This window comes from Ignavigranum ruoffiae (assembly GCF_023195815.2).
Lineage (GTDB): Bacteria > Bacillota > Bacilli > Lactobacillales > Aerococcaceae > Ignavigranum > Ignavigranum ruoffiae.
On record NZ_CP096206.2, the window covers coordinates 752,771 to 778,411 of the forward strand.

At 39.3% G+C, this 25,641-nt stretch carries 27 protein-coding genes and 1 other RNA gene; 21 read left to right on the forward strand and 7 right to left on the reverse strand.

The features are described 5' to 3' along the window. Position 1 precedes the first annotated feature (1 nt). The 9 genes from tdcB (at position 2) to M0R79_RS03730 (ending at position 8,809) form a co-directional block, all read left to right on the forward strand. Positions 2-1,042 carry a bifunctional threonine ammonia-lyase/L-serine ammonia-lyase TdcB gene (gene tdcB, locus M0R79_RS03690; RefSeq protein WP_248416382.1) on the forward strand — a complete coding sequence of 347 codons (1,041 nt, stop codon included), beginning with the start codon at positions 2-4 and terminating at the stop codon, positions 1,040-1,042. Positions 1,043-1,310: 268 nt separating this feature from the next. After that, positions 1,311-2,183, forward strand: a complete 873-nt coding sequence (locus tag M0R79_RS03695) for a pyridoxamine kinase (protein ID WP_159428815.1) — start codon at positions 1,311-1,313, stop codon at positions 2,181-2,183. Positions 2,184-2,250: 67 nt separating this feature from the next. Then, complete coding sequence (locus M0R79_RS03700; RefSeq protein WP_092570227.1) at positions 2,251-2,805, forward strand: ECF transporter S component; 555 nt, start codon at positions 2,251-2,253, stop codon at positions 2,803-2,805. Positions 2,806-2,815: 10 nt separating this feature from the next. Continuing rightward, positions 2,816-4,510 (forward strand): hypothetical protein, encoded by a 1,695-nt coding sequence (locus M0R79_RS03705; protein ID WP_092570226.1) that lies wholly within the window; start codon positions 2,816-2,818, stop codon positions 4,508-4,510. A gap of 125 nt (positions 4,511-4,635) precedes the next feature. Beyond that, on the forward strand, positions 4,636-5,544 hold the full coding sequence (locus M0R79_RS03710) for an ABC transporter ATP-binding protein (RefSeq protein WP_248416380.1): 909 nt from the start codon (positions 4,636-4,638) through the stop codon (positions 5,542-5,544). After that, on the forward strand, positions 5,537-6,826 hold the full coding sequence (locus M0R79_RS03715; RefSeq protein WP_248416378.1) for an ABC transporter permease: 1,290 nt from the start codon (positions 5,537-5,539) through the stop codon (positions 6,824-6,826). Before M0R79_RS03710 ends, M0R79_RS03715 begins: the two co-directional genes overlap by 8 nt. 43 nt (positions 6,827-6,869) lie before the next feature. Further along, on the forward strand, positions 6,870-7,718 hold the full coding sequence (gene racE / locus M0R79_RS03720; protein WP_248416376.1) for a glutamate racemase: 849 nt from the start codon (positions 6,870-6,872) through the stop codon (positions 7,716-7,718). Continuing rightward, on the forward strand, positions 7,693-8,316 hold the full coding sequence (locus M0R79_RS03725; RefSeq protein ID WP_092570217.1) for an XTP/dITP diphosphatase: 624 nt from the start codon (positions 7,693-7,695) through the stop codon (positions 8,314-8,316). Before racE ends, M0R79_RS03725 begins: the two co-directional genes overlap by 26 nt. Then, positions 8,294-8,809 (forward strand): YfcE family phosphodiesterase, encoded by a 516-nt coding sequence (locus tag M0R79_RS03730; protein ID WP_092570215.1) that lies wholly within the window; start codon positions 8,294-8,296, stop codon positions 8,807-8,809. Before M0R79_RS03725 ends, M0R79_RS03730 begins: the two co-directional genes overlap by 23 nt. A 10-nt stretch (positions 8,810-8,819) precedes the next feature. On the opposite strand, the gene M0R79_RS03735 is transcribed toward M0R79_RS03730, so the two are convergent. Then, a complete protein-coding gene (locus M0R79_RS03735) occupies positions 8,820-9,686 on the reverse strand; it encodes a mechanosensitive ion channel family protein (protein WP_248416375.1) in 867 nt (288 codons plus the stop codon). 140 nt (positions 9,687-9,826) lie between these two features. Here M0R79_RS03735 and M0R79_RS03740 point away from each other — a divergent pair, with 140 nt between their 5' ends. The 5 genes from M0R79_RS03740 to M0R79_RS03760 all read left to right on the forward strand — a co-directional run bounded on the left by M0R79_RS03740 (position 9,827) and on the right by M0R79_RS03760 (position 13,222). Then, entirely contained in the window at positions 9,827-10,354 is a 528-nt protein-coding gene (locus M0R79_RS03740; protein WP_092570212.1) for a DUF948 domain-containing protein, read from the forward strand. Positions 10,355-10,370: 16 nt separating this feature from the next. Then, positions 10,371-10,871: a YtxH domain-containing protein gene (locus M0R79_RS03745; protein ID WP_092570210.1), complete on the forward strand. Its 501-nt coding sequence runs from the start codon at positions 10,371-10,373 to the stop codon at positions 10,869-10,871. Between the two features lie 176 nt (positions 10,872-11,047). Further along, positions 11,048-12,043: a catabolite control protein A gene (ccpA, locus tag M0R79_RS03750; protein ID WP_092570208.1), complete on the forward strand. Its 996-nt coding sequence runs from the start codon at positions 11,048-11,050 to the stop codon at positions 12,041-12,043. Positions 12,044-12,605: 562 nt separating this feature from the next. Next, on the forward strand, positions 12,606-12,920 hold the full coding sequence (locus M0R79_RS09350) for a type II toxin-antitoxin system Phd/YefM family antitoxin (RefSeq protein ID WP_092570206.1): 315 nt from the start codon (positions 12,606-12,608) through the stop codon (positions 12,918-12,920). Positions 12,921-12,922: 2 nt separating this feature from the next. Next, entirely contained in the window at positions 12,923-13,222 is a 300-nt protein-coding gene (locus tag M0R79_RS03760) for a type II toxin-antitoxin system RelE family toxin (protein ID WP_092570204.1), read from the forward strand. A 234-nt stretch (positions 13,223-13,456) separates the two neighbouring features. Here M0R79_RS03760 and M0R79_RS03765 read toward each other — a convergent pair whose 3' ends face one another. Continuing rightward, a complete protein-coding gene (locus M0R79_RS03765; RefSeq protein WP_248416373.1) occupies positions 13,457-16,312 on the reverse strand; it encodes a transglycosylase domain-containing protein in 2,856 nt (951 codons plus the stop codon). A gap of 26 nt (positions 16,313-16,338) precedes the next feature. Continuing rightward, positions 16,339-17,319, reverse strand: coding sequence for an oxygen-dependent tRNA uridine(34) hydroxylase TrhO (trhO, locus tag M0R79_RS03770; protein WP_092570200.1), 981 nt, complete (start codon positions 17,317-17,319; stop codon positions 16,339-16,341). Positions 17,320-17,542: 223 nt separating this feature from the next. Here trhO and M0R79_RS03775 point away from each other — a divergent pair, with 223 nt between their 5' ends. Further along, positions 17,543-18,451, forward strand: coding sequence for a diacylglycerol/lipid kinase family protein (locus M0R79_RS03775; protein WP_248416371.1), 909 nt, complete (start codon positions 17,543-17,545; stop codon positions 18,449-18,451). A 77-nt stretch (positions 18,452-18,528) separates the two neighbouring features. Then, positions 18,529-18,945: a DUF2187 domain-containing protein gene (locus tag M0R79_RS03780; protein WP_310795417.1), complete on the forward strand. Its 417-nt coding sequence runs from the start codon at positions 18,529-18,531 to the stop codon at positions 18,943-18,945. Between the two features lie 105 nt (positions 18,946-19,050). Here the strand turns inward: M0R79_RS03780 and M0R79_RS03785 are convergent, their stop codons facing one another. Further along, positions 19,051-20,013, reverse strand: a complete 963-nt coding sequence (locus tag M0R79_RS03785) for a hypothetical protein (RefSeq protein WP_092570195.1) — start codon at positions 20,011-20,013, stop codon at positions 19,051-19,053. 44 nt (positions 20,014-20,057) lie between these two features. Here M0R79_RS03785 and M0R79_RS03790 point away from each other — a divergent pair, with 44 nt between their 5' ends. After that, positions 20,058-20,471, forward strand: coding sequence for a ribonuclease HI family protein (locus M0R79_RS03790; protein ID WP_159428813.1), 414 nt, complete (start codon positions 20,058-20,060; stop codon positions 20,469-20,471). A 138-nt stretch (positions 20,472-20,609) separates the two neighbouring features. Here the strand turns inward: M0R79_RS03790 and M0R79_RS03795 are convergent, their stop codons facing one another. From M0R79_RS03795 to gpsB, 3 genes are all read right to left on the reverse strand, one after another. Continuing rightward, positions 20,610-21,734, reverse strand: coding sequence for a THUMP domain-containing class I SAM-dependent RNA methyltransferase (locus M0R79_RS03795; RefSeq protein ID WP_092570191.1), 1,125 nt, complete (start codon positions 21,732-21,734; stop codon positions 20,610-20,612). Positions 21,735-21,819: 85 nt separating this feature from the next. Then, positions 21,820-22,188: RNase P RNA component class B (rnpB, locus tag M0R79_RS03800), an RNA gene on the reverse strand. A 12-nt stretch (positions 22,189-22,200) separates the two neighbouring features. After that, positions 22,201-22,554 carry a cell division regulator GpsB gene (gene gpsB, locus M0R79_RS03805; RefSeq protein ID WP_092570188.1) on the reverse strand — a complete coding sequence of 118 codons (354 nt, stop codon included), beginning with the start codon at positions 22,552-22,554 and terminating at the stop codon, positions 22,201-22,203. A 188-nt stretch (positions 22,555-22,742) separates the two neighbouring features. Here gpsB and M0R79_RS03810 point away from each other — a divergent pair, with 188 nt between their 5' ends. The 4 genes from M0R79_RS03810 to deoC are packed head-to-tail and all read left to right on the forward strand — an operon-like array spanning position 22,743 to position 25,612. After that, positions 22,743-23,237 carry a DUF3013 family protein gene (locus M0R79_RS03810; protein ID WP_092570186.1) on the forward strand — a complete coding sequence of 165 codons (495 nt, stop codon included), beginning with the start codon at positions 22,743-22,745 and terminating at the stop codon, positions 23,235-23,237. 8 nt (positions 23,238-23,245) lie between these two features. Beyond that, positions 23,246-24,187, forward strand: coding sequence for a 50S ribosomal protein L11 methyltransferase (locus tag M0R79_RS03815; RefSeq protein ID WP_092570184.1), 942 nt, complete (start codon positions 23,246-23,248; stop codon positions 24,185-24,187). A 1-nt stretch (position 24,188) separates the two neighbouring features. Next, entirely contained in the window at positions 24,189-24,968 is a 780-nt protein-coding gene (locus M0R79_RS03820) for an RsmE family RNA methyltransferase (RefSeq protein WP_092570182.1), read from the forward strand. Then, complete coding sequence (deoC, locus tag M0R79_RS03825) at positions 24,965-25,612, forward strand: deoxyribose-phosphate aldolase (RefSeq protein WP_092570179.1); 648 nt, start codon at positions 24,965-24,967, stop codon at positions 25,610-25,612. The genes M0R79_RS03820 and deoC overlap by 4 nt, the downstream gene beginning before the upstream one ends. The last annotated feature ends 29 nt before the right edge of the window (positions 25,613-25,641 follow it).

The following is a 25,641-nucleotide window of genomic DNA, read 5'->3' on the forward strand; positions in this document are numbered from 1 at the left end:
GATGTTAGTTTATAACGAGTTACGTAATATCCAGGATATTTGCAGCTTGAAAGATATTGAAGAAGCCAAGGCAATTATCAGACCATATATACGTAAGACACCCCTAATTCGCTCTACTTTTCTAAGCCAAAGCGTGGCTGAAGGTAATGTATTCCTGAAATTAGAAAATATGCAATATACTGGTTCATTTAAATTTCGGGGAGCTAATAATAAAATAAATCATTTGAGTTCAGAACAGAAAAATCGAGGAATTATTGCCGTCTCTGCGGGAAATCATGCCCAAGGAGTGGCTTTATCTTGTCAACAGTTAGGGATTGATGCGACGGTGATTATGCCACTACAGGCTGCCTTAACTAAACAAGCGGCTACCAAGGGTTATGGAGCCAAGGTCATCCTTGAAGGAGATAACTTTAACGATTCGCGCTTATATATGGAAAAATTGGCGGCCGAAAAAAATCTGACCATTGTCCATCCCTATGACGATCCTTACATTATTGCCGGACAAGGTACGATTGGTTTAGAAATTTTAGATGAGCTTTGGAATGTGGATACTGTTATTGTTCCAGTCGGTGGCGGTGGCTTAATTTCTGGAATCGCCATTGCTTTAAAATCTTTCAACCCGGGGATTCATTTAATTGGGGTTCAAGCGGAAAATGTCCACGGCATGGCTAAGTCGGTTGCAGAAGGTCAAATTACTCCGCACCGAACCAATTCGACATTGGCTGACGGTTGTGATGTTAAAGTCCCTGGTAATCTGACGTTCGAGATTGTATCGAATTTGGTTGATGAATTTGTCTTAGTTAATGAAGTGGAAATCGAACAAGCCATGCGTATGTTAATGCAACGTGCTAAAACGGTAACTGAAGGGGCAGGGGCTTTATCGACAGCTGCCTTACTAAGTGGTAAAATTGACTCTAAATGGATCAAAAATAAAAATACAGTGGCTCTAGTTTCTGGGGGCAATGTCGATTTAGAGAAAATTTCAGGAATTTTAGAACACATCATGACACCGGTCGATACCAGTAAAGGTATCGTGGGTTAAGTCGGTGTAGCTTCTGCTAAATTTCTTGGTAAATAGGACCATATCCAGTCTTTAAGAGAAATTTGCCAACGAAACTGTATTAAATCTTAGATCCCTGGGCATGGTCATACTGATAAGTTAGCTTGACGATGCATCCTAGTTGGGTCTTATTTTTTTCGATCAAGCTTGTTTATATAAAGATACTATTTAGTTTTATTATCAAACGAAAGCCATAAATGGGTTAAAGCTATTTGATATGTAGATTTTTTATGGTGCGAGGAGGATTTGTTTGAATCAGAGAATTTTAGTAGTTAATGACGTTCCAGGAGCGGGCAAGGTGGCGGCTAACGTGAACGTTCCCGTCTTGGTGGCTAGCCAGCTCGAAACGGCCATCCTGCCGACCAAAATATTATCCAGCCAGACAGGATCGTATTATAGTCCACCGATTGAACATGATTTGGACACTAGTTTTGCTGACTTTTTTAGCCATTGGCAAGATAATCAAGTTCATTTTGATGGAATTTTACTCGGCTATTGTGCTGATCCCAGCCAATTGCAGGAGGTTCAAGCTTTCTACCAACGAGAACTAAAGCAAGGCCACCCGGCCAAATTAATTGTCGATCCGATTATGGCAGATCATGGTCATTTTTATTCTGGTTTTGATGAATCCTATTTGAAAGCCTATCATGATTTATTCCCGATGATTGATATTCTGACACCAAACTTAACCGAAGCTTGTTTACTCACAGGAACCCCATACAAAAATCAATTCTCTCAAAGTGAAGTCTTAGAAATCGCGACTAAATTAGGCGAAGGGCAGATTAAAGATGTGATTATAACGGGCGTGCAATTTGAGGCTGATCAGATTGGTTTCTATCATTATTCGGCAAAGAACCAGACAGGCAACTATATGAGTCATCGTTATTTTGATTTCAATTTCTTTGGGACAGGCGACTTAACAGTGAGTTTGTTAGCTGCTTCTGCTTTATACAATGATTCGATTCAGCAAAGTTTAACTTGGATTGCTCAATTAATTGAAAAGATTCTCTCAAGCACTCTAAGTCAAGACAAACCGCCTCAAGAAGGGATTGCTTTTGAGAACCAGATTGGCGAAATCTTTGATCATTTTGATCAATTAAAAAGGCAGCAAGAAACTTGCTGACCAGCCTAGAATTTTGACAGTATACTTATCCTAAGACAATACGATATATTGAAGAGGGGGAATTACTTTGAAGTCTAATCAATTATTTAAAACCATTCAAATTGGCATCTATGCTGCTTTAATCATTGTGGCCATCACCTATATTCGTATACCGATGCCTTCCGAAATTTCTAATAGTTTTGTCCATCCCGGGAATGCTCTGGTAATATTGGCCGTCCTCTTAATGGGGCTTAAGCGGGGCAGTTTAGCGGCTTGTATCGGCTTGTTTCTTTTCGATGCACTTAATGGCTATATCGCTGTCGCCGGCTTTACCGTATTAGAAAATTTGATCGTGATTGCGATGGTTTACTGGATTTATGCCAGCTGGATGCATAAACAAGATGATCTGAAAAATATTATAATTTTGGGAATTGTGGGTGCCTTGGTTAAGGTAGTGGTGATTTTTGTCAAATTTGTGATTCAACAACTCTTATTAAAGGCGACTTGGTCTACGGCTTTGGCGGTAGCAGCGACCGGCATGCCAGCGAGTCTATTTACGGCTTGTGTCACGGCCATTCTCGTTCCTGTCTTATATATACCTATGCGTGATATCTTTAAGCGGTTCCATACGATTGGAGAGTGAGGGATAAGAAATGAAAGATGTAACAGATAGTGTTGAAGCGAAATTAAGATTTCAGCAGAAATTCAAGCGTTGGCAAGCCCATTGGCGTAAACAAGGACCGAAGAATATTCGTTACTTATATATTGTTTGGGCGCTGATTATGTTCCTTTATTTCTATATCAAGTTGCCGGCCTTAAATTATGCGGTTTTAGAATTTTGGATTTTTTTATTCATCGGTATTGCGGGTATTGTAGTTATTGAACTTTTACATGATGGTGGTGAATTTATAAAATCGTCTGCGGATCATTCAACTCTGAATTTTAAAGGGCTCAGTCTGAAATACAAGTGTCTTTTGTATCCGTGGCCGTTGATAGCCCTTCTTGGCTTAGTAATCTATTTGGCAACGTCACCCATCTTTATTGCTGATAAATATGCCAATATGATTAAGATTCAAGAAGCCAATTTTGCCGAGGATTTCCCACCCACTGATTTAAGTCAGGTGCCACTGATTGATCGGGATACAGCCATGCGCCTGGGGAGTCGTAAATTAGGTTCCTTGTCAAAATTGGTCTCTCAATTTGAAGTAGCCGATGACTATACTCAGATTAATATTAAGAGTCAACCGGTGCGTGTCACCCCTTTAAAATATGCCGGTTTCTTTAAATGGCTAAATAATTTCCAAGCGGGAATTCCTCATTATTTGCAAGTCGATACAGTCACGGGCGATGTTACTGTGATGACGCCAGACCAACCGATTAAGTATTCTAATGCAGATAAATTTAATCGGAATATTATGCGACATTTGCGATTTAATTATCCTTTTTCCATCTTTTCACGGCCTTCTTTTGAGGTAGATGACCAAGGACAACCGTATTATATTGCGACAACTTATCGGCGAAACTTCATTCTACGTGAGCCGGAAGCTGATGGGGTAATCTTGGTGAATGCGATGACCGGCGAAACGAAGAAATATAATCTGAAAGACACTCCAAGTTGGATTGACCGTGTATATAGTGCTGATATTATGCTTCATCAAATCAGTATGCGCGGCCTCTATCAGGGGGGCTTCTTTAACTCATTATTTGCTAAAGCGGGTGTCACCGAACCCACCGAAGGTTATAATTATATTCCGTTGAAAGATGATTTATATCTATATACAGGCTTGACTTCAGTGGCTGCTGATGATTCTAATATTGGTTTTGTCTTAGTGAATTTGCGTACCAAGGAGAGCAAGATTTATACCTTAGATGCAGCAGAAGAATTCTCGGCCATGCGTTCAGCAGAAGGGAGTGTTCAGGAGACAGAGTATCAAGCCACTTTCCCCTTGCTAGTCAATCTGGACGGACGAGCGATGTATGTATTGACCTTGAAAGATAATTCAGGCTTGATTCGTAAATATGCCTTGGTGGATGCGCAAAACTATCAAAAAGTATATGTAGAATCTTCTGTAGAACAATTATTAACCGCGTATCAAGCAGATAATAACGTCAATGTTACCGAGGTTTCTAATGAGGAAGTTCTGAAAGATATTCAAGGCCAAGTTGAGAACATTCAAGCTGTCGTAGTGGATGGCAATAGTGTTTATTATTTCATGATTGATGGAGACATTTATCAAGCAGATATCCATCTGAGTCGAGAACTCCCATTTATGAAAGAGGGTCAAATGATTGAATTTAAGGCCAATGAACAAGGCCAAATCAAAGAGATTAAGCAGATTAATGAGTAAGGATGAATCACCTTAAGCCGATCAATTGATTGGCTTATTGTTTAGCTGATTGGTATAAATATTGACTGATTAGCCTAGTATAAATATGTTATGATATAGGCAAAGTAGATTTGAAGGAGGCTCTTATGCTCGAAGTAAAACATTTACGGAAGACGTTTGACGATTTAGTCGCTGTCAATGATGTCTCATTTGAGATTGATCATGGACAAATATTAGGAATGATTGGTCGTAATGGGTCGGGAAAGACCACTATCTTTCGCATGATTCTGGATTTTTTGACGCCTGAGGGTCAAGGTGAAGTACTCTGGAATGGTCGACCGATGGCTCAGCAGATTTATAATTTGGTGGGTTATCTTCCTGAAGAACGTGGTCTATACGAGAAGCTAACGATTGAGCAACAAATTGCATATTTTGCTAAATTACGTGGAATGACCCCTTCAGAAATTGATCAACAAATTGATTATTGGATGGATAAGTTTGAAGTGAAAGGAAAGCGATCAGATCGCGTTTCTACTTTATCAAAAGGGAATCAACAAAAAGTACAATTGATTGCGACATTAATCCACCAACCCAAGGTGTTAATTCTTGATGAACCTTTCTCAGGATTAGACCCCGTGAATGCAGATTTATTAATGCAAGGGATTAGCGAACTCAAAGACAAGGGTTCTTGCATTATTTTCTCGAGTCATAACATGAATAATGTGGAAGAAATCTGTGACAAGTTGGTAATGATTCACAATGGTGAGCAGTTATTATACGGCACGGTTGAGGAAGTTCGCGAAAGTTTTGGCCGGACCCGGATTTTTCTTGAGACTACGGGTTGGACGAAAGAAAGTCTAGCTAACTTGGAGGGTGTATTGAAAGTGAAAGAATTGCGCCCCCATCATTTCCGTTTGGAAATTGATCAAGCTGAGACCGGTAAACATCTTTTCGAAACCATCACCCAGCACCAATATATTGCCACATTCTCCCAACAACCACCAAGCTTGGAAGAAATATTCAAGATGAAGGCCGGAGGAGGTCATTATGAGTAAATTAGCGATTATTATTAAGGAAGTTTATCGTAAAAATGTACAATCTTGGTCATTTTTCTGGATGATTGCTGGACCGATTATTACAATTGCTATAGTTAGTTTAATTGTTTATTTTATTGGTAAAGATGAAATGGGCCAAAGTTCTGGCCGGCTTGCGATTATAAGTGATCAGCCAGAGATTGTACAATTGGTGGAAACGGCGAATGAAGAGAATACTATTATTAAAGATTATAGTATTGATCAAGCCCGTCAGGCCGTAATGGATCAAAAAATTGATGGTTATATTACCATTGAACAAAAAGATCCTTTTGTGGTTAAATTTTATAAATCCACGACCGGCAGTAATATTAATTTAACTAAAATTCAACAAGCCTTAAATGAAGAACAGATCAAGAACATGGCTGAAAAGATTGGACTCAATCAGGATGAGATTATTCAGTTACAAAGTTCAAACGTTAATATAGAAACTATTAATATAGCTGAATCCAAGGATGGTCAAACAAAGGAAACATCCAGTCAGGATCCTAAAGTGTTTATCCGCAACGGCGTAGCTTATTTCGTCGTCTTTATGGTCTTTATGTTTATTATGAATTATGTGTCGGTCATTTCTCAGGAAATTGCCACTGAAAAAGGGTCGCGGATTATGGAAATCATTCTGTCCAGTGTTTCTTCGACGACCCATTTTTACGGCAAAATGATTGGTATCAGTTTAGTTATTTTAACTCAAATAGTAATTTATATCGTATTATTCTTAGTATTACAATTTGTCTTTGATCAAACGGATTTGATGGCTAACTTAGGTCTAGAATTTATTGATTTGAAGCAGATATTTGCTGAATCAAAAGGGATTATTGGAATAGGTGCTGTCTTCGCTTTAATGGGTGTCCTGATTTATGCTTCCTTAGCTGGATTCTTAGGTTCGCTTGTTTCTAAAGTGGAAGAAGTGAATAAAACCATTACACCAATTACCTTATTCGCTGTAGCAGGACTGTATACAGGAATGTTTGCTATGCAATCCCCAAATAATATTGTGGTTAAAGTCATGTCTTATATTCCTTTAACGACGCCTTTTGTGATGCCATTTAGAATTTCTACTGAAACAGTGGCCCAAAACGAATTAATTATTGCCATTATTATTTCATTGATCTTCTCGGTTGTTTGTTTTTGGATTGCAACAATCTTCTATCGGAGTAATGTGCTGACTTATTCTGATAAAGGAGTCATTAATACCCTTAAACGTTCTTTCCAATTATGGAAGAGCGATAGAGAAGCACAAGACTAGTCCCTAAGTCTTTGCTGTTAAGTAGCAGATTGGAAGTGTTGAAATGAAAGAATTGCCAATTGGGATTATCGATTCGGGATTTGGAGGTTTAACCGTTGTTAAGCAATGTTTGAAGCAACTGCCCAATGAATCCGTCTTATACTTGGGTGACAGTGCCCGAGCCCCTTATGGACCTCGACCGCTTGCTGAAGTTCGTAAGTTTATCTGGCAATTGACCTATTTCCTCAGGGAAAAAGGTATCAAAATGTTGGTGATCGCTTGTAATACTGGGACCGCTGCTGCCTTATATGAATTAAAGATGACGCTGCCGATTCCTGTCTTAGGCGTGATTGATGCAGGCAGTCGAGCTGCTATCAAGCATACTAATAATAATCATATCGGAGTTATCGGGACAGAGGGAACCATTCATAGTGGTCAATATACCAAAACACTCTTAGCGAAAGATGCTCGTTTGCAAGTTTATAGCCATGCGGTTCCTCGTTTCGTCTCAATTGTCGAAGAAAATAGGGTGGAAGCCCCCCAAACATATCATCAAGTTAAAGAAGACTTAAGCTATTTTGAAGATAAGGATATTGATACGCTCGTATTGGGTTGTACCCATTATCCACATTTAAAAGATACCATTCAAAAAGCCGTCGGACCAAATATTAAATTAATCGACTCGGGGGTTGAGACGATTAACGAAGTGTCGACCATTTTGGATTATTTTAATCTTAGTCGGTCGGCAGCTGATTTGGCAGATTACGGGGTCCATCACCAGATTTACACGACTGGCGCCCCCGAAAGATTTGCTAGATTTGCTCGGAATTGGTTGGAAGATCCATATTTAACTGTTAAACAAGCCCGGATAAAAGGAGAGATGATCATTGAAGATACTGATAGCCAGTTATAATGCAGGGAAAGTTGAAGAATTTAAGGCGCTACTGGGGAATTCTGGATATGAGATTGAATCTTTACTTGATTATCCTGACATTGAAGAAGTCGCTGAGACGGGAACAACTTTTGAAGAGAACGCACGTTTAAAAGCCGAAACTATCGCCCAGCGCTTACACCAAGTCGTGATTGCCGATGATTCTGGCTTGATGGTCGATGCTTTGAACGGAGCGCCTGGTGTCTACTCTGCCCGCTATAGCGGAGAACCCAAAGATGATGACCGAAACAATCAAAAGTTACTCAGAGAATTGGCAGAGATTGAACCGGGACAAAGAACCGCTCGCTTCGTATCATGTATCGTCGCGGCTTATCCAGGACATGAAAGCTTGGTGGTAGAGGGTCAGGTTGAAGGGTCTATTTTGAACCAACCTCAAGGTAAGAGTGGTTTTGGTTATGATCCTTTGTTCTACTATCCCGAGCAAGATAGAACATTTGCTCAAATGGCCTTAGCCGAAAAAAATAAAATTTCACACCGGGCTAAAGCTTTTGAAAAATTGCAAGAAGCATTCGCAAAATGGTTGGAGGGATTAAACGATGAAATTTCTAGTGATGAGTGATAACCATGGCCAGTGGCCTTTAGTTGATGAGATTATTAAGCATTGGCGGCCCCAAGTCGACTATATCTTCCATTGCGGTGATTCAGAATTTCCAGCCGATGATCCCTTATGGGATCAAGTCGATGCCGTCGTCACCGGGAACATGGATTTTGATCCTCAATATCGCCGTCAACAAGTCATTGAGACAGCCGAAGGGAATGTTCTTCTAGTTCATGGCCATCTGACCGGCGTAAATTATGGCAATGATGAACTTTTAGCTATAGCTAAGAATTCTAACTGTCGCTTTGTATTCCATGGGCATACTCATAAGCTATATGCAGAAGTTAAAGAAGGCATCCTCTTAGCCAATCCAGGAAGTTTGAATCGACCAAGAGGACACTATCAAGGAAAAACTTATTTATTAGTAACGATTGAAAATAATCAAGTCATCGTTAATTATTACTCAGAAGATAATCAACCGATTCCGCAATTAGACCAAATTTTTAGCCTTTAATGCATTTAAGTCAATTTAGCGGTAAGACGGCAGGTTGGGTAATAATTTTAAAATCAGCTGCTTGTAGGTTTTCGATATAAGTTTGGTAGAAGATACTGAGCAATTCATAATAATATTCGTTCTTCACGGAAATAAATATCCGATATTCAAACGCATTTTGCTTATTTTTTACCAATCCAACATGTTTAGCTGATTGAACAATTAAATCTTTATAGTTTTCTTCAAGAATTTTACTGGTCGCTTTTAAATTTTCTTCAAAGAGGTGCAAATTATTCTCCGGGTGTAGGGGAATTTCAATAATAATTTGTCGATTTAATTGGCTCATATTATTAATTATCGAGATATCGCTATTAGGAATATAGAAAACTTCACCACTAATGGAACGAATTTTCGTAGTTCTTAAGCCGGTACTCAGGATAGTTCCTGTAATCGAAAGATTGTAAATTTGGACTAAATTTCCTACTTCAAACTGTCCTTCGAAGATGATAAAGAAACCATTAATAATATCTGTAATGAGGTCTTTGGCTCCTAAACCAATGGCGACCCCAAATATTCCGGCACCGGCTAAGAGCGTGCCGATGGGAATGCCAATCAGGGTAAGGATATGATAAATATAGATAAAATAAATAATATATAATAAGAGATTCTCAATCAGGGCACTAACCGTTTTCAAGCGTGAAACGGAATGAATCTTAAACTTATCGTAAAGGTGTTGCTGGAAACGATATTGGAAAAGATATCGAATCAATTTACTGGCCAGAAAGGCTAATAAACTAGCTACTAAAAAGGATCCAATGACATATAATAAGTTGATGGTCGCCTCATTTAATTGGGGAAATAATTGATCAAGATTGATTTTTAAGCCTAAGTTTTCCACGAGCTTCACCTCAATCTTAATATATCAAAAATCCTGATAAATGGAAATGAAAGCTTTATGACAAAGAAGTCTTATTTTTTGGAAGATAAGATAAAACATGGTATATTTAATCTATCAAGATAAGAAAAGGAGGAAGTTTAATGGGAATGGGAGCGATTGCGGGACTGATTGCTGCGATTGCCTTTGCAGTATTAGTAATCTATCTTTGCTTAAATTTAGCGAAACTCATGAAAATCATGGATGAACTAAAAACCACAGTACAACGAGCGAACAAAACTTTAGACATTGTCACCAAGGATGTCGATAATTTATCGATTGAGGTGGAGGGTCTACTTAACAAGGCTAATGGGTTAGTGGATGATGTGAATGGAAAAGTTGCCAAGACTGATCCATTATTTACTGCCATTGGCGACTTAGGAATTACCGTTTCAGATTTAAATGATTCCACGAGACAGATGACTGTGAACTTAATGAAAGGGGTCGGTAAGAAGAAAACTTCATCCTTTGATAAGATTGTTCAAACATCATTGAATCGCTTTAAGTCGCGCAAGAAACCTAATCAAACGAATTATGAGCCTGAGTCAGTAGACTTTGAAACATCAAAACTAGAAGCTTATCGACCTACCGAAACCCCAGCCAGTGCAGCTGGAGATATAACCATTCATTAATTAGGAGGAATGAACAATGAGTAAGAATAATAATGGCGGATTTTTCTTAGGAGCAATTTTTGGAGCAGCGGTAGCAGGATTGACTGCCTTATTATACGCACCAAAATCTGGAGAAGAATTAAGAGAAGACTTACGTGATGAATTCGAAGATTGGTTAGACCGGGCGAATGATTATAAAGATTATGCCTATGAACGTGGTATGGAATTCTATGATGCTGCTGCGGAAGCGACCGATGATATTAAAGTGAATTTAAAATATTCAGCCGATCAATTGAAATCTCAACTTGAAGATGTTTCTCATGAAGCAAATCATGAAATGAACCGGATGAAAGATGAATTCTCAAAATCAAAAGACAAATTAGTTGAAAAAGGTAGCGAAGTTGTCAACACTACTAAAGACGAATTTGGTGCCTTCGGCGAAGTGGTCAAAGAAGAAGCTGAGAATTTAGGCCAAGAAGCCCAAGAAAGTGCGCAAGAAGTCGAAGAAACGGTTGACGTAGTAAAAGATCAACAATAAAATATTTCATTTTGAATAAAAAATATTGATTGATAGGGCTTAGTTGATCTAGGCTCTATTTTTTCATATAAAATGCCATAAAATAACATTTTTTTGTAAATGAAGCGCTTGCATCTAAAGGTTTCCTATGGTAAAATTTCTTTGATTTATAGTATAGATTATTAGGAGGACATCTGATGGATAAACAAACCATTACAATTTATGATGTTGCACGTGAAGCTGGGGTTTCAATGGCTACCGTTTCTCGTGTCGTTAATGGAAACCCGAATGTTAAGCCTAGCACTAGGAAAAAAGTTTCAGATGTAATTGAAAGATTACAATATCGTCCTAATGCAGTGGCCCGTGGACTAGCGAGCAAAAAGACTACGACCGTTGGTGTGGTCATCCCAAGTGTGACAAATATCTTCTTTGCCGCCTTAGCTCGAGGGATTGATGATATTGCTTCCATGTATCGCTATAATATTATTCTAGCAAACTCAGATGAGAACACGGAAAGAAAACTCAAAGTATTTAATTCTCTCTTAGCCAGTCAAGTCGACGGCATTATCATTATTGGTCACAATTTAGATCAACGTTTGGTCGATGAAGTGAAACGGACCCATACACCAGTCGTCTTTGCGGGTGGAGTGATTGAAGATCCTGAAATTAATTCCGTTGTCATTGATTACGAGAAAGCAACTCAAGAAGTCACTGATTTATTACTTAAACGTAATCGAAAAGTTGGTTTGATTACTGGGCCAAGTGAATATATGAATAATGAAGTCCGGCTTAACGGTTTCAAAAATGCCTTGGCAGCTAATAAAATTGAATTCAATGAGAACTTGATTGCTCAAGCAGATTATACCGAAAAAGATGGGAATGTTATCTTAGACGGGTTCCTAGCTGAAGGTGTGGACAGTGTGGTTGTGAGCCAGGACACCATTGCGGCAGCGGTGATGAATGCAGCCCTTGATAGAGGCATGAGGGTTCCGGAAGAGTTTGCTGTCTTCTCAAGTAATAATTCGATTATTGCTGAACTGGTTCGCCCACAATTATCATGTATTCAATTGCCTCTTTATGATATTGGTGCTGTAGCGATGCGCTTATTAACTAAATTGATGAACCAAGAAGAGGTCGATGAACGCCAAGTTGTATTACCACATCAATTAATTGAACGAGGGTCAACTCTATAAATATCCTCAATCTTATCAACCAAAAGAGCCTAGAGCAGTTTAGATGCTTAGGCTCTTTATTCTTGTCTGCGACCAATAGAGGGTTCATCATACTGAAACATAATATATTTCGCGATAGTCTTTAACCTGAGATTATAGAACTGATGGGCACCGTCTTTCGCTTAGCCAGCTAAGCTTCAGACTTATTTTACGATTCAATTCCTAAAAGCCTGAGACTTCAATGGATTGATGTGAGTAAAGTAGGCTGATCCATTGGTTGTGAATCCCAGCTAGCGCATAGCGAATTATAAATTTGTCAAAACGATAGCTGATAAAAATTGCTGTCAGAAATTATTCAATTAATAACTTAGCAAGTAACTCTTTTTCATAGCTTTGGCATTTTCGGACTAGATTCTCTAGACAAGTTCTAATCAACAAGTCGTAAAGTATTTGTAAGCTACGTGGATTTTATCAATGTGTGTGAGAAATCTTGTTTTATATTTCTTTTAAAAAACTTTACACAGACTTTTAAAAGTTTTATAATAAATATAGAATAAATAAAAATGAAAGAGAGGGTGCTAACATGAGGATTTTAGACGTACCTACCACATCGGTAACCGAAGTAAAGAAAAATCCAAACAAAATATTCGAACAAGCCAAAAAAGCACAGACAGGTGTCTACGTATTTAATCGTAACGTTGTGAGTGGCGTGATGCTCAGTCAGGAGCAATATGAAACTTTGAATCATCGCATTGATTTACTTGAAGAAAAAATATTAAATTATGAAGTTGCCATGCGATTGAACAATCATGATGTGAAGACTTATTCAGATTTCCAGGTAAGGGGTTCTGTTGCCAACGACCCAATCGTTATTGATGATCATGATGGGTGGGAATAAGTTTGTATCAAATTTCATGGACCGAATTCTCTAAAAAAGACTATCAAAATTTAGATGGCAGCCAGAAATTGTTAATTGATAAATCACTCAATAGAATCCGTCAGAAGGGTATGTTAGCTGGACAACCTTTACAAGGTAATCTCAAAGCATGCAACAAGTTAAAACACCGTAAAGCGGGATTAAGAATCATTTTTACGGAAGAAGCGGGAAAGATTCAGATTATCCAAATTGTTGCAATTGGTAAGCGATCAGACCATGCAGTTTATAAAATAGCAACGGATAGATTGAATGATGAAGTATAAAAAAACTTTTTATCTCTTCTTTTATTATAATTTCACTTTCAATTAAACCAATTACCTTTTGTTATGATTTTATTCCTTTATAAATTTCGGTTCTTTCCTCAATCGGAAAGTAAGCTAATGGTTCTCTTAAAGTAAGTTATCGAATAAATTAAAAAGGAGCCTGTGACAAAGTCAATGTAGTCGACGTTTGTCATAGGCTCCTTTTTATCGGTTTCTACAAATAAGATCGGCGAATTATTCTTGATTTTCGGTGTCTAGAATGGTTTCTTCTGAACTCGATGCGGTTTCATCCTGACTTGATTCATTACTTTCATCCGTCGATTCTTGACTTTCAGTAGATTGATTATTGTTTGAATTTTGTTGTTGATAATATTGAGTTCTTAGATTTGACCAGAACTGAGCGAGTTCTTCATCATTTGCCCCAATCATAAAGTTATAGGTGAGTCTTGGAGCAGGGTTACTGGTCTTAAAGATTTCTTGGACTAGTGGCTGGCTAACGCTGAAGCGCATGCCATTAAATTCAGTCGTTCCTGGTAAAGTTCCAGTAGTTTCGACGATATTGGTTTGCATTACAGAATCAGGTTGTTTAAAGGTCAAATCAGTGCCGAATATATCGGGTCTGAGTGCATATAAATCATTGACAATCCGTGCCCAATAAATTTGACTGCGGACACTCTCTAAACCATAACCATCATTGACATCAATTGTATATTCAGCGTAGCGACTGTCATAACCAATCCATGAACCCACGGTCAGAGCTGGGGTAGAAGCAAGCACCCAAATGTCTTTTGAATTCTCACTAATCCCAGTCTTGGCAATCCAATCTCCTGGGACTTCTTTATATTGATTAGCTGTTCGTCCTGTACCTTCGGTCATGGTATCTCGTAACATATCAACCATTAAATAGTTTGAGTCTTCAGCGAAGACTGGCACAGGTTCAGCATCTTGTTGAAAGACGGTATTGCCGAAGGCGTCTTCGATTCTTTCAATATAATAGCCATCCACATAATTCCCATTATTAGCAAAGGTAGTGAAGGCTCGCGTTTCTTCAAAGACGGTCGGTCCAGTGGTGACACCACCGAGAGCGAAGGCTAAATTCTCAGTATCTTCGGCAGTATAAGAATCTACAGGATTAAAGCCCATTTTCTTAAGATAGTCAATCACCGGCACACCTTGACGTAATGATTCTTGGTAAACTCGCACGGCGGGGAGGTTGTCCGATCTTAATAAAGCTTTGCGGACGGTCATAAAGGTGTTGGAGACCGCTGTCCCATAATTGGTTGGCTCCCAAGTACTACCATCTTCGAATGTTTGAACAAAAGGTGTGTCGGGAACAATCGTTGATGGGTTAATAATGTCGTTATCAACCGCAGGACCATAGACAGCAAGTGGTTTAATCGTGGACCCTGGGGATCTACGGACTCTAAAAGCATGATCAATTTGATTATCTTCGTAATTAGTTCCCGAAATAAATCCTAGAACTTTCCCAGTTTGATTCTCGATGACCACTAGGCCAGTTTGAACCCGTTCAACGTAGTAAGTTTCTTCACCGGTATCAGGATTGACATAAACCCCTTCATAAGGCACGCCTAATTCATCTTCATAGGCTTGAGCAGATTGTTGTAATTGGTCATAGATTTCTTTATCTATCGTGGTATAAATTCGATAACCCCCGGTACGAAGTTGTTCTTCTGCTTTGAAATAATATTCATTATACCACTCATCATCACTATAGACTTGGTCTAAAGTATAACCATCATCCAGGATGTTGATGTGCATCAACTTCTCAATGGCTCCATGAGCCATGGCTTGATATAGATAAGATTGTCGATCTTCGCGTTTAGCCTCTGGCTGAATAAAGTCTTTACGAATGTCATACGTTAAAGCTTGTTCATATTCTTCTTTACTTAATTTCTGCGCCCGGTACATCCGGTACAAGACGGTCTTCATTCGATCTAAACCTCGTTGCAATTCTTCGTCGGACCTTAATGACCCATCTTGGTTGTATGGAGTGTAGGCATAAGGATCTTGGGGGAGTCCAACCAGGAAGGCAGCTTGATTCAAATTGACCTCTTCGGTAGACCTACCAAAAATTCCTTCGGCTGCTTTAGCGATTCCGGCAATATTTTCACCTTTATTGTTGCGTCCAAAAGGTGAAACATTTAAATAGGCCGTTAAGATATCATCTTTCGAGAAATTATTTTCTAAACGTAAGGCCAACAAAATTTCATTGGCTTTACGGAAGAAAGTAACATCATTGGAAAGCATTTGCTGTTTCACCAATTGCTGGGTAATGGTGGACCCACCGGTTCCTGATCCTTTAAACAAGGTTTCAATCGCGGCCCGTAGGATGGCTTTAGGAACGATTCCAGGGTGTTCATAGAAATATTCGTCCTCAGTGGCAATGATACCATCTTTAATTTCTGGCGAAATTTCATCCAGTTGAGTCAAGCTACGGACCAAGTCCGACTGCACATTCGCTATCGGTGTGCCATTAGCGTAATAAATGGTACTCTGTTGTTCTAACCGATTAATATCTTCGAGCATTTGTTCCTGACTTGGGGGTGGGGTTTGAGAGACTAGTCGGGCGAAATAGCCAACACCGGCTCCCAAACCAACTGAACCACCTAGGATTAATATGGCTAATAAGTAAATTAATAATTTACCGATAACATTTAAGAAGACATTCAATGAAAAGAGGGTACGCTCTTTCGAATCAAGATTTGAAATTTGATAGGGATTCGCTTTCTTTGTGGATTCATTTTGACGGCGTTTTAGCTGTAATCCACTTTCGCTTGGATTCATTGATTTTTCTTTTACAAAATATGTTTGTTTTTTGGTGCTGTCTGAATCAACATTTGTATCGGTCTTTTTTGAACGGTTTTGATTTGCGAAAGGGAGGCCTTGAATGAATTGTTTCCATCTTGAAGCAAAATTTGAAGACGGCTGTTTTTTATGTTTCTGGAAATTAATTTCCTTGAAACGAAATTCGTTTAATTTATTTTTTTGATGAATGTCTCGTCTTCGGCGGGAATGAGCATGCTTTTCAGTATTCCCGTCTTGCTGTTTGGGATACTTCGATTCTGGCATGAATCCACCCTCTTTCTTTGGAATTTTTAAGCAGTATGATCAACTTTTAGGCTTTCACCGATTTGGTTTAGGCGGTTTTCCCATTCTTCTAGTGACAGATGATGTTCGGCAACATAACGGTTACGAGGATTTCGGCGACATTCAGGACTGCAACCGCGGACATATTTGGCTTCATTCTCGGCAGAACATAAGATCTGCTCATTACATTCAGGATTTCCACAATTTACATAACGTTCACAGGGACTTCCATCGAAATAATCTTTACCAATGACCGTAGGGTTGACATGGTTAATCGGTACGGAAATGCGATCATCAAAGACATACATCTTGCCTTCCCAGAGATCGCCACGGATTTCTGGATCTTTACCATAAGTATCAATACCACCGTGTAATTGACCGATATCTTTGCCGATGCCTTCTTTCATCATCCAGCCAGAGAATTTATCACAGCGGATTCCACCAGTACAGTACATGACCACTCGTTTATCCATAAATTCTTCTTTATGGTCAAGAATCCATTGAGGTAATTCTCTAAAATTACGAATATCTGGCCGAACCGCCCCTTGGAAATGACCTAAATCATACTCATAATCATTACGCGTATCTAATACAACGGTATCTTCATCTAGAATCGCTTGGTGAAATTCCTTCGGACTCAGATAAGCCGCCGTAATTTCTTTAGGATCATGATCGATATCCTTGTCTAAATTTAAAGCGACAATTTCGTTGCGGACGCGGACATGCATTTTACGGTGGGCATAATCCTCTGCCTGATCAATCTTAAACCAAAGGTCTTCGAAACCAGGCAAGCTGTGAGCATAATCCATATACTTTTCTGTTTGGTGTACAGTACCAGACACTGTCCCATTGATACCTTCATGGCTGACTAGAACTCTGCCTTTTAGCCCGATGGATTTACAGAAGGCTAGGTGTTTGGCCACAAAATCTTCTGGATTTTCAATGGGTTGGTATTTATAATAGAGTAAAACACGATAAGGTTTAGACATAAATTTTCCTCCTTGTAGTTGCAAGCTACAGTATTTCTAAGGATATATTATAGCGAATTATTGACAGGGTCTCAAGGTTTCATCATTCTTTAATCGGATACAGTCTGAGGAGGAGAAGCCTACATTCAGCAGAATAGCTTATCATTATTTAGCTAAATGAATGCGGCTAGTAAATGATTTGTAAAGTAATTGTTGAACAAAAATAAAGAACAGAGGTACAAGTATGCTTAAGAAAGTATTATTAATTGTTAATCCTGGTTCAGGTAAAGGTCAAGCGGTTAAATATGGCGAAGACTTACGTAAGGTCCTTGTGCAGAGTCACCAATCGGAGGTAGAGTTAAGACAAACTGAAGATATGGATGATCCCTTTGATTGGGCGCAACAAGCGGCTGATCAGGGTTATGATACGGTAATTTGCTTGGGTGGGGATGGTACAGTTAACAAGACCGTCGCTGGCATCTTGGCTAGTCCGAATCAAAGGCCATATTTCTCCTTTGTGCCTATGGGGACAGTTAATGATTTGGCCCGTGCCCTCCATATGCCTTTAAATACCGACCAATTTATCCGCGAGTTCGCAAAGGTTGAGACTCAACAAATTGATATCGGCAAAAATAATCAATCTTATTTTGTCAATACGATTGCGATAGGCACCATTGCAGAATCGGTGGGCGATACCTCATCTGATCAAAAGAATAAAATCGGTCGATTAGCCTATATTCGCGATGGTTTAGCCGCCGCCATTGAAGGTCAAACGTATCGTTTAAAGATCAAAGATTCTAGCGATCGTATCCATGAGATTGAAACACCGATCTTAGTGATTGGCTTGACAAATTCGGTGGGGGGCTTTGAACAAATGAATACGGAAGCTGAAGTGAATGATGGTCTAATGTATTTAACCGCTCTTAAGGACAGTAACTTATTGGAAATGGGCGTAGCTGTCTTAGGAAATAAATTGCTCGATCTACCGACCGATAAATTATTAATTCTCAAAGACCATGAATTTCTGATTGAATCAATGGAAGGAGCACCGGTAGCCAGTAATGTAGATGGGGATGCAGGTCCTAATCTGCCATTGAATTTAAGTGTTGAAGCCAATGCTCTAAACGTCTACGTCCCTCGCGCTAAAGACTAAAAGTCCGCTATCCTTGTCAAGGTATGGTATAATAACTATGCTGAGTTATTAGTAGTATGACAAGGAGAGGGATCAATGTGACTGATAATAACTTAAACAAGAATCAAAGCGCCTTGATTGAAAGGGAACTCAGACGAGGAACCAGTAAATCGCGCATCGCTGCCTTATTGGATGTCTCATATGAAGAAGGCATGGATTTAATTTCTGCGGTCAAAGACAATATTCGCCCTGAGATTGGCAATCAAATTACTTTTAAATTTAGAGAAAGTTCGATGACCGGTATTATTACAAAACTTTTAACCAATAGTGCGGTGGTTGAAATCTATTGGCAACGGTCCGATCCGGCCATGAAGGATCTATGTGAAGATCGAACCATTGTCAACTTTAAGGATATTGTGTCCTTTGTTGAATTACCTCCGCAAGCAGAAGATGATGGTATAGTTCTCGATCCCCAACCAAAGATTATTGATTTAGACAGTCTAAAACAAGACTAAATAAGAAATCTCAGAAATTGATTGTCAATCAGCAATTTCTGAGATTTTTTGTTGATTAAACTAAATATACATGTGCGGTGCGCGGATAAACTGGCTGATATGGCATCAATATTCAGAGTGGAAAATATTCTGTAATTCAACTTCGGCTTGTTGAATATATTGGTCCAAGTGGTCAGGGACGGGGCGATTCCTCATGTACAAATAATGTTTAAGAAAATAATTGAGCCAGGCTTTGGCTGGGTTCAAAATTTCCTCGGCGTAGGGATACAGACAGAGATAATGTAAGCGGAATAAATCGATGGCTTCATCGTAGAAAATAGGATTCTCCCGGTTGAAATAGTTTTCTAGTGCATTAAGATTATCTTGATAAGCTGTTTGCTTAGAATATACGGTTAATTGGCTGGGCATAACATGCTTCGTTTCATTGAACCAAGACAACTCGACTGGAAAGTCCCAGTCCAAGTTAATCAAGTGATGAAGAACATCAGTTTTGATGAAATTTTCAATCTTCGGTTCTTTTAGAATTTCTTGGTAGAAAAGAGGACTAGCCCCGTATTGATAAACTTTTTGAAGTAGATCTAACAGGTCTTGTCTGGGCTTGGTGAGGAAGTCAGCGAGAAAAGAGCGAATCTGCTGAACATCGTCAGTTTGAATCTGACTCAATTGATTTTTAAGACTAATTCGGCTTTGCAAGGCTTGCTGAATTTTACCAACTTGAGGACTCTCTAATTGGGTCAAGATAATCATCTGTTGGCTGAGAATATCTATCGCTCTTGATAAGGGGTAGATTCGGTCGATTGACTCGAGCCATAAGAAGAAGACGCCTTCATGATCATGAAATTCTTCGATACTCGGGGCATAATTTTGCCAATATTCTTTCAAAGTTTGATTGTCCTCTAGATGAAACGCTAAATCTATAATTTCTTCAAAACCCCTGACCGTAGGTTCCAGTTGATAGCTTTTCTGGTAATATTCGAGGGCTTGGTCGAATTTAGCCTGTCTTCGGGCTTGGTGTCCTTTTCTCAGAAAATCTTCTGATCGTTCGGGAAATTGATTGATTTGAACCATAATAATCCTTTCTCTAATTAAGATAAACATGAAAGAGGTTAATGATGATAAAAATATATACAGATGCTGCTTTTCGGCCCCAAACTAAAGCGGGAGGCTTAGGTATTATCATTGAACATCAAAAACTGTTTCAATACAAGTATTATCTAAGTCAAGCTCCTGATAATCATTATCTTGAATTCCTGGCTATGGACCAAGCTTTAAAAATTCTGGCGGAAAATGAGTGGCAAGACTCGATTATTTCCTATTTTTCTGACAGTCAACTCGTTATTGACTCTCTACACAAAAATTATGTTAAAGACGAGCGGTATCAGCCAATTCTTAATCAGATATTGGCTCGGATTGAAACTTATCCTTTATTCTTAAGTCAGTGGATTCCGGAAAAACAAAATAGGGGAGCCGATCAATTAGCCCGTCAAGCTTTGAACCAACAAGGAAAGTTTATTGTTTTAGCTTAAAGGGTCTGGTTGGAGAAAATATGAAAGTCATTAATCAATAACATCTGCGAAAGAATGGGCAAAAGATATTATTTTGTAAGCAAGTGGGCCTATAAAAAAAGTATTTATCAATATTTTGGAAACCTAAATATTTTGATGTTATTTACTGCCCCAGAATTGGTAATAATCAACCTTAATTGCGCCATTATATAGTTTTCTTTTCTTAGTTGCTTTCTGGCCATAATACTCTTCAAATGCTTCATCGGAACTCAAGATATATTTACTCCAGGTTGTCAGAGGACGATACAGATTTCCCATATCTTGATAGAGTTGGTGAACTTGATTGGTGGAAAGCATACGGTCGCCATAGGGTGGGTTGGCAATCAAAATTCCATATTCTTTATCGGTGGTGAAATCAGCCAATTGCATTTGTTTGAAATGAATACTTTCGGCAACGCCAGCTTTTTCAGCATTTTGCTTAGCAATCTCAATCATCTTAGGATCAATATCAGTCCCCAATATATCCAAGTCCAGATCAAAATTCTGGGCTTGGCGAGCTTCTTGGCGCAGGTCAGACCAAATTTCAGGATGGAAATATTCCCAATCTTCCACGGCAAAATGGCGGAATAAACCAGGTGCGATATTATGAGCCATCATGGCCGCTTCAATAAGAATGGTTCCTGAACCACAGGTTGGATCATAAAGGGGCCGATCTGGATACCAAGTGGTAAGTTTGACCAAAGCTGCTGCCATATTTTCCTTGAGCGGGGCTTGGCCTTTCTCAGCGCGATAACCCCGTTTAAACAGACTAGAACCACTGGTATCGAGGCTGACTTCGACTTGGTTTTTGCGAAGGGCGACATCAATCGGGTATAGGGCACCTGTTTCAGGAAGAGGGCTACGTCGATGATAATAGTCCATTAACTTCTTGGCGATTGCTTTCTTACTGATGCGTTGGACATTCGGCACGCTATGTAATTGTGATTTGATTGATTTACCACTTACTGGGAAGTTGGCGTCCATCGGCAGAAAATCTTGCCAAGCAAGGGCATAGACTTGATCGAAGAGAGATTCAAAGCTACGGGCCGGAAATTCGCCGACCAAAATCTTAATTCGGTCTGCGGTTCGAAGCCATAAATTCGTGTAGGCAATATCTTTGGCCGTTCCTTGAAATCTTACCCGACCGTTTTCGGTTTGTGTGCTGTAACCCAAATCTTTAAGCTCTTGAGTGAGGATAGACTCGATACCGGCCGCGCAGGTGGCTATTAGCGAATATGTTTGCATAGGTCTTCCTTTCCTTTGAATAATAAACTTGTAAAAATCTAATAAAAAAGACTCTGTAAACAGAGTCAAAGCCTATTATGTAAACTTCGATAAGCCATGTTCTGTCATTAGAATCAGTATAGGCCAGATTCTAATGGGTAATCATCTATCTACACCGAAGTGTCCTCTAAGCCAGTTGAATTCCTGCATGATAGAGGTGCCCCGACCAAAGTTTGGGTTGCTCGCTCGAGGGGTTTACCCGTTCCACGCTTTCTATTTCTAGAAAGCCTCGTTTCTGTGGCACTTTATAGACTACTGACCCTTAGCTAAGCCTTAGGACTTTCATCCGCCGTTAACAAATCTTGTTACCATAGCTTATGACTTTGCTATGCACGAACACTACAGACATCTCAGTCTGTGCGAGCATGGACTTTCCTCAGCCATCTCGACGAGACGACCGCGATTACCTGAAATTTACACGTTGATTTTATAATCTTGTTTGATGATAGTCGATGGTGTTATCTGTATTCTCAATCTTTGAACCAAAGACATGTTTTTCTAAATTGGACAAGCGTTTAAGAATATCAAAATTAGTCACGCCACTGCCCACCGTTGCTGGGGCGTTTTTCTTTGCCAGTGCAAGTTGTTTCGTCAACTCGTCAACTTTTGAGATTAAGCGTTCATTTTCATTTTTTAAATATACGACATCTTTCTGGTAGGAATCATAATCACGGATAATATTATCCAAATATTCATCTACTTCAGCAGTATTATATCCACGCATGGTTTTGGTAAACTCTTTCTGCAGGATATCTTTAGCTGTCAGATTTTTTTCTGCCAATATCGTCACCTCTTATTTGTATTGATTGCTATCTAACATCTCTCAGTTTACTATGAAATTGAAAAAAATACAAAATTTCTAAAATCATTATTATATTAGTGCAAAAGATTTTAAAAATCAATGGGTTAAATATCTATAATTGAATTATTTAAGAAATTGCTTCATAATAAGCATAAGTAGGTGATGAGATGATACAAATGCGGGCTTATGATTTCATCAAAAACCTGATGGAAGAAGAATACTTTCATGGACAATGGTTTATGGTCTGGGATCAAACTGAATCTTACTTTGAATTAGTTCTGCAATGTCCTTTGGCCAATGAAGAGGGTTACCATCTTGAGGATAATCATCAGGGTGAAAGTGTTGAACCAGAAATATTTTATCAATTTTCGGTGGTTTTTTATAATCCTCGTGAAATTGAATTAGATAAGGCTGGAGCGTTGATGGCTTTTCCCATCGACTGGGATAAGGGAATTCGTCAAGGAGATGCTTTGGCGATTGTGCGCTATTTAAAAATCCTGTCTGCTTCTGTCAGGATTGCTTGGTATAACTTTCTAAAGGAAGACAAAGCAAATCAAACTTTCTCATTAGAATGGAATGCGCAGGAATTTGAGGCCCTTCGTCAGCAATTGAAAGATAAACAATTGTTTAGTGACCATCGTTTATTATTTAAAGAAGAGTGAGGACAACTATGTGGAATAAAATAGAAGTAAGTTTGTTGACAGAAGATCCGCTAGTCATCGAGAACGTCACTTATCTGCTGACAGAATATCAGGCTCTAGGTATCGAATATGAGGAAATTGACCAATATTTAGACAACGATTTAAATTTATTTGGTGAAATACGAGAAGAACCAGTCAGCAAGCCCATAAGTCAAAGCCCGATGATTAGAGCATATTTTGATGATCAAGTCGATTTAAATCAAATTATTGAACAAATCCATTCATCCTATCCTCAGTTTAAAGTAGAGTATCAAACCGTCCAAGAAGAGGATTGGCAGCGCAACTGGATGAAATATTATCAAGTGGAACATCTTTCAAGATTTATTAAGATTGTCCCTTTATGGAAAGATTATGCGGCGAGTCCAGAAGAAATTGTGATTAAGCTTGATCCAGGTCTAGCATTTGGCACCGGTAACCATCAAACCACCCGTCTATCAGCTTTGGCCCTGGAATTAGTCCTACGTAAAGGCGATCGGGTGCTGGATCTGGGAACGGGATCAGGGATTTTGAGTTTTATTGCCGGTGCGTTAGGAGCTAGTCAGGTTTGGGGCTTTGATTTAGACCCACAAGCGGTTCATGCCGCCCAAGAAAATCTTAAAATACAAGAGAACCAGGCCCTCAATCGCTTAATTCATGAAAATAAATTAGACTTCAAAGTCAATGACTTAATGCATGGCTTTGAAGACCAAGTGGATATCATTGTGGCCAATATATTGCCCCATATTCTAGTCAATATGTTAGCGGATGCCGAGAAGAGACTGGCCATCGGCAAGTATCTAATCTTGTCGGGCATACTCGTTGACAAAGGTCAAGAGATTGAAGAAGCCATGGAAGCCTATGCGTTCTCCTTGAGTCACCGCTTTGTTACCGGACAATGGTTATGTTATATCTATCAACGAATTGAGGACTAAGATGCAGAGATATTTTATACCAGAAAGTAGTTTAGAGACGAGTTCACTGGTCGAACTTGAGGACACGGATCACCATCATTTATTCAAGGTAATGCGGGCAAAAGCTGGCGATATGGTCGAAATCGTGGATTCAGCCGGTCACTTATATTTAGCCCAGGTTGAGGAGTCAAATGAGACTAAGCAAGCCGACCTTATTATATTAGAGAGCCTAGATACCCCTATTAGTGAGTTGCCGGTGAATGTGTGCTTAGCTGTTGGGATTAGTAAGAATGATCGATTGGATTGGCTAGTGCAGAAAGCTACTGAATTGGGAGCAACGACGATCATTCCACTAAAGCTTGAGCGCAATGTGGTTCAGTGGCCAGCCAATAAGCTAGCCCAAAAGCTTGAACGTTTGCAGAAAATTGCCAATAATGCAGCCCAACAGGCTAAACGATTAAAAATTCCGCGAATTCTAGCACCAATGACTTTGGCAGAACTCATTCAATCTAGTGCGGATTATGATGTTAAATGGTTGGCCTATGAGGAAACGGCCAAATCTGGTCAACATGGGGGCTTGGTTCATGATTTAAATCAGCTTAGCCCTAAGCAAGAGGTTCTCGCGGTCTTCGGACCAGAAGGGGGAATCGATCCCGTTGAAGCGAATCAATTGATTGAAGCTCAATTTAAGACGATTAGTTTAGGCCCGCGGATTCTAAGAGCAGAAACCGCACCCGCTTATTTAATGAGTTTAATTAGTTATCAAATGGAATTAATAGAAAGAAATGAGGAAAAAGCATGAAACTAAACAAATATATTGACCATACTTTACTTAAAGCAGACGCTCAAGAATCACAAATCACCCAACTTTGCCAAGAGGCGAAGCAATACAACTTCATGTCGGTCTGTGTTAATCCCTGCTGGGTATCCCTAGCCAGTGAACTTTTAAAAGATTCTGAAGTCAAAGTCTGTACTGTTATCGGCTTTCCTCTCGGCGCCAATACCACGGCGGTGAAAGTTTTCGAAGCAAGCCAAGCCGTGAAAGAGGGGGCAGAAGAAATTGATATGGTCATTAATATTGCTTGGTTAAAAGACCAGCATGAAGATCAAGTTAAAAAAGAAATTGAAGCTGTCGTCCAGGCTGTACCGACAGAGGTCATTGTGAAAGTCATTATTGAGACTAGCTTGTTAACAGCGGAAGAAATTCAAAAAGTTTCAAAAATTGTGACTGCCGCCGGCGCAGATTTTATTAAAACTTCGACTGGATTTTCAACAGCCGGAGCGCGTGTTGAAGATATTCAATTGATGCGCCAAGCAGGGGGGCCTGACATCGGCATCAAAGCTTCCGGAGGAGTCTCTAACCGAGAACAAGCTGAAGCTATGATTCAAGCGGGAGCTACTCGAATTGGTGCCTCTAAAGGAATTGAAATTGTCGAAGCACCCTAAGTGGGATACTGCTACTTGAGGGGCTGATA

Bases quoted from the DNA above. Each gene is read 5' to 3' on its own strand.
- tdcB (WP_248416382.1), top strand. From the start codon at position 2: ATGTTAGTTTATAACGAGTTACGTAATATCCAGGATATTTGCAGCTTG.
- M0R79_RS03795 (WP_092570191.1), bottom strand. From the start codon at position 21,734: ATGCAAACATATTCGCTAATAGCCACCTGCGCGGCCGGTATCGAGTCT.
- M0R79_RS03790 (WP_159428813.1), top strand. From the start codon at position 20,058: ATGATAAAAATATATACAGATGCTGCTTTTCGGCCCCAAACTAAAGCG.
- M0R79_RS09350 (WP_092570206.1), top strand. From the start codon at position 12,606: ATGAGGATTTTAGACGTACCTACCACATCGGTAACCGAAGTAAAGAAA.
- trhO (WP_092570200.1), bottom strand. From the start codon at position 17,319: ATGTCTAAACCTTATCGTGTTTTACTCTATTATAAATACCAACCCATT.
- M0R79_RS03820 (WP_092570182.1), top strand. From the start codon at position 24,189: ATGCAGAGATATTTTATACCAGAAAGTAGTTTAGAGACGAGTTCACTG.
- deoC (WP_092570179.1), top strand. From the start codon at position 24,965: ATGAAACTAAACAAATATATTGACCATACTTTACTTAAAGCAGACGCT.
- M0R79_RS03765 (WP_248416373.1), bottom strand. From the start codon at position 16,312: ATGCCAGAATCGAAGTATCCCAAACAGCAAGACGGGAATACTGAAAAG.
- M0R79_RS03810 (WP_092570186.1), top strand. From the start codon at position 22,743: ATGATACAAATGCGGGCTTATGATTTCATCAAAAACCTGATGGAAGAA.
- ccpA (WP_092570208.1), top strand. From the start codon at position 11,048: ATGGATAAACAAACCATTACAATTTATGATGTTGCACGTGAAGCTGGG.
- M0R79_RS03785 (WP_092570195.1), bottom strand. From the start codon at position 20,013: ATGGTTCAAATCAATCAATTTCCCGAACGATCAGAAGATTTTCTGAGA.
- M0R79_RS03745 (WP_092570210.1), top strand. From the start codon at position 10,371: ATGAGTAAGAATAATAATGGCGGATTTTTCTTAGGAGCAATTTTTGGA.
- M0R79_RS03710 (WP_248416380.1), top strand. From the start codon at position 4,636: ATGCTCGAAGTAAAACATTTACGGAAGACGTTTGACGATTTAGTCGCT.
- M0R79_RS03740 (WP_092570212.1), top strand. From the start codon at position 9,827: ATGGGAATGGGAGCGATTGCGGGACTGATTGCTGCGATTGCCTTTGCA.
- M0R79_RS03815 (WP_092570184.1), top strand. From the start codon at position 23,246: ATGTGGAATAAAATAGAAGTAAGTTTGTTGACAGAAGATCCGCTAGTC.
- M0R79_RS03730 (WP_092570215.1), top strand. From the start codon at position 8,294: ATGAAATTTCTAGTGATGAGTGATAACCATGGCCAGTGGCCTTTAGTT.
- M0R79_RS03715 (WP_248416378.1), top strand. From the start codon at position 5,537: ATGAGTAAATTAGCGATTATTATTAAGGAAGTTTATCGTAAAAATGTA.
- M0R79_RS03705 (WP_092570226.1), top strand. From the start codon at position 2,816: ATGAAAGATGTAACAGATAGTGTTGAAGCGAAATTAAGATTTCAGCAG.
- M0R79_RS03775 (WP_248416371.1), top strand. From the start codon at position 17,543: ATGCTTAAGAAAGTATTATTAATTGTTAATCCTGGTTCAGGTAAAGGT.
- racE (WP_248416376.1), top strand. From the start codon at position 6,870: ATGAAAGAATTGCCAATTGGGATTATCGATTCGGGATTTGGAGGTTTA.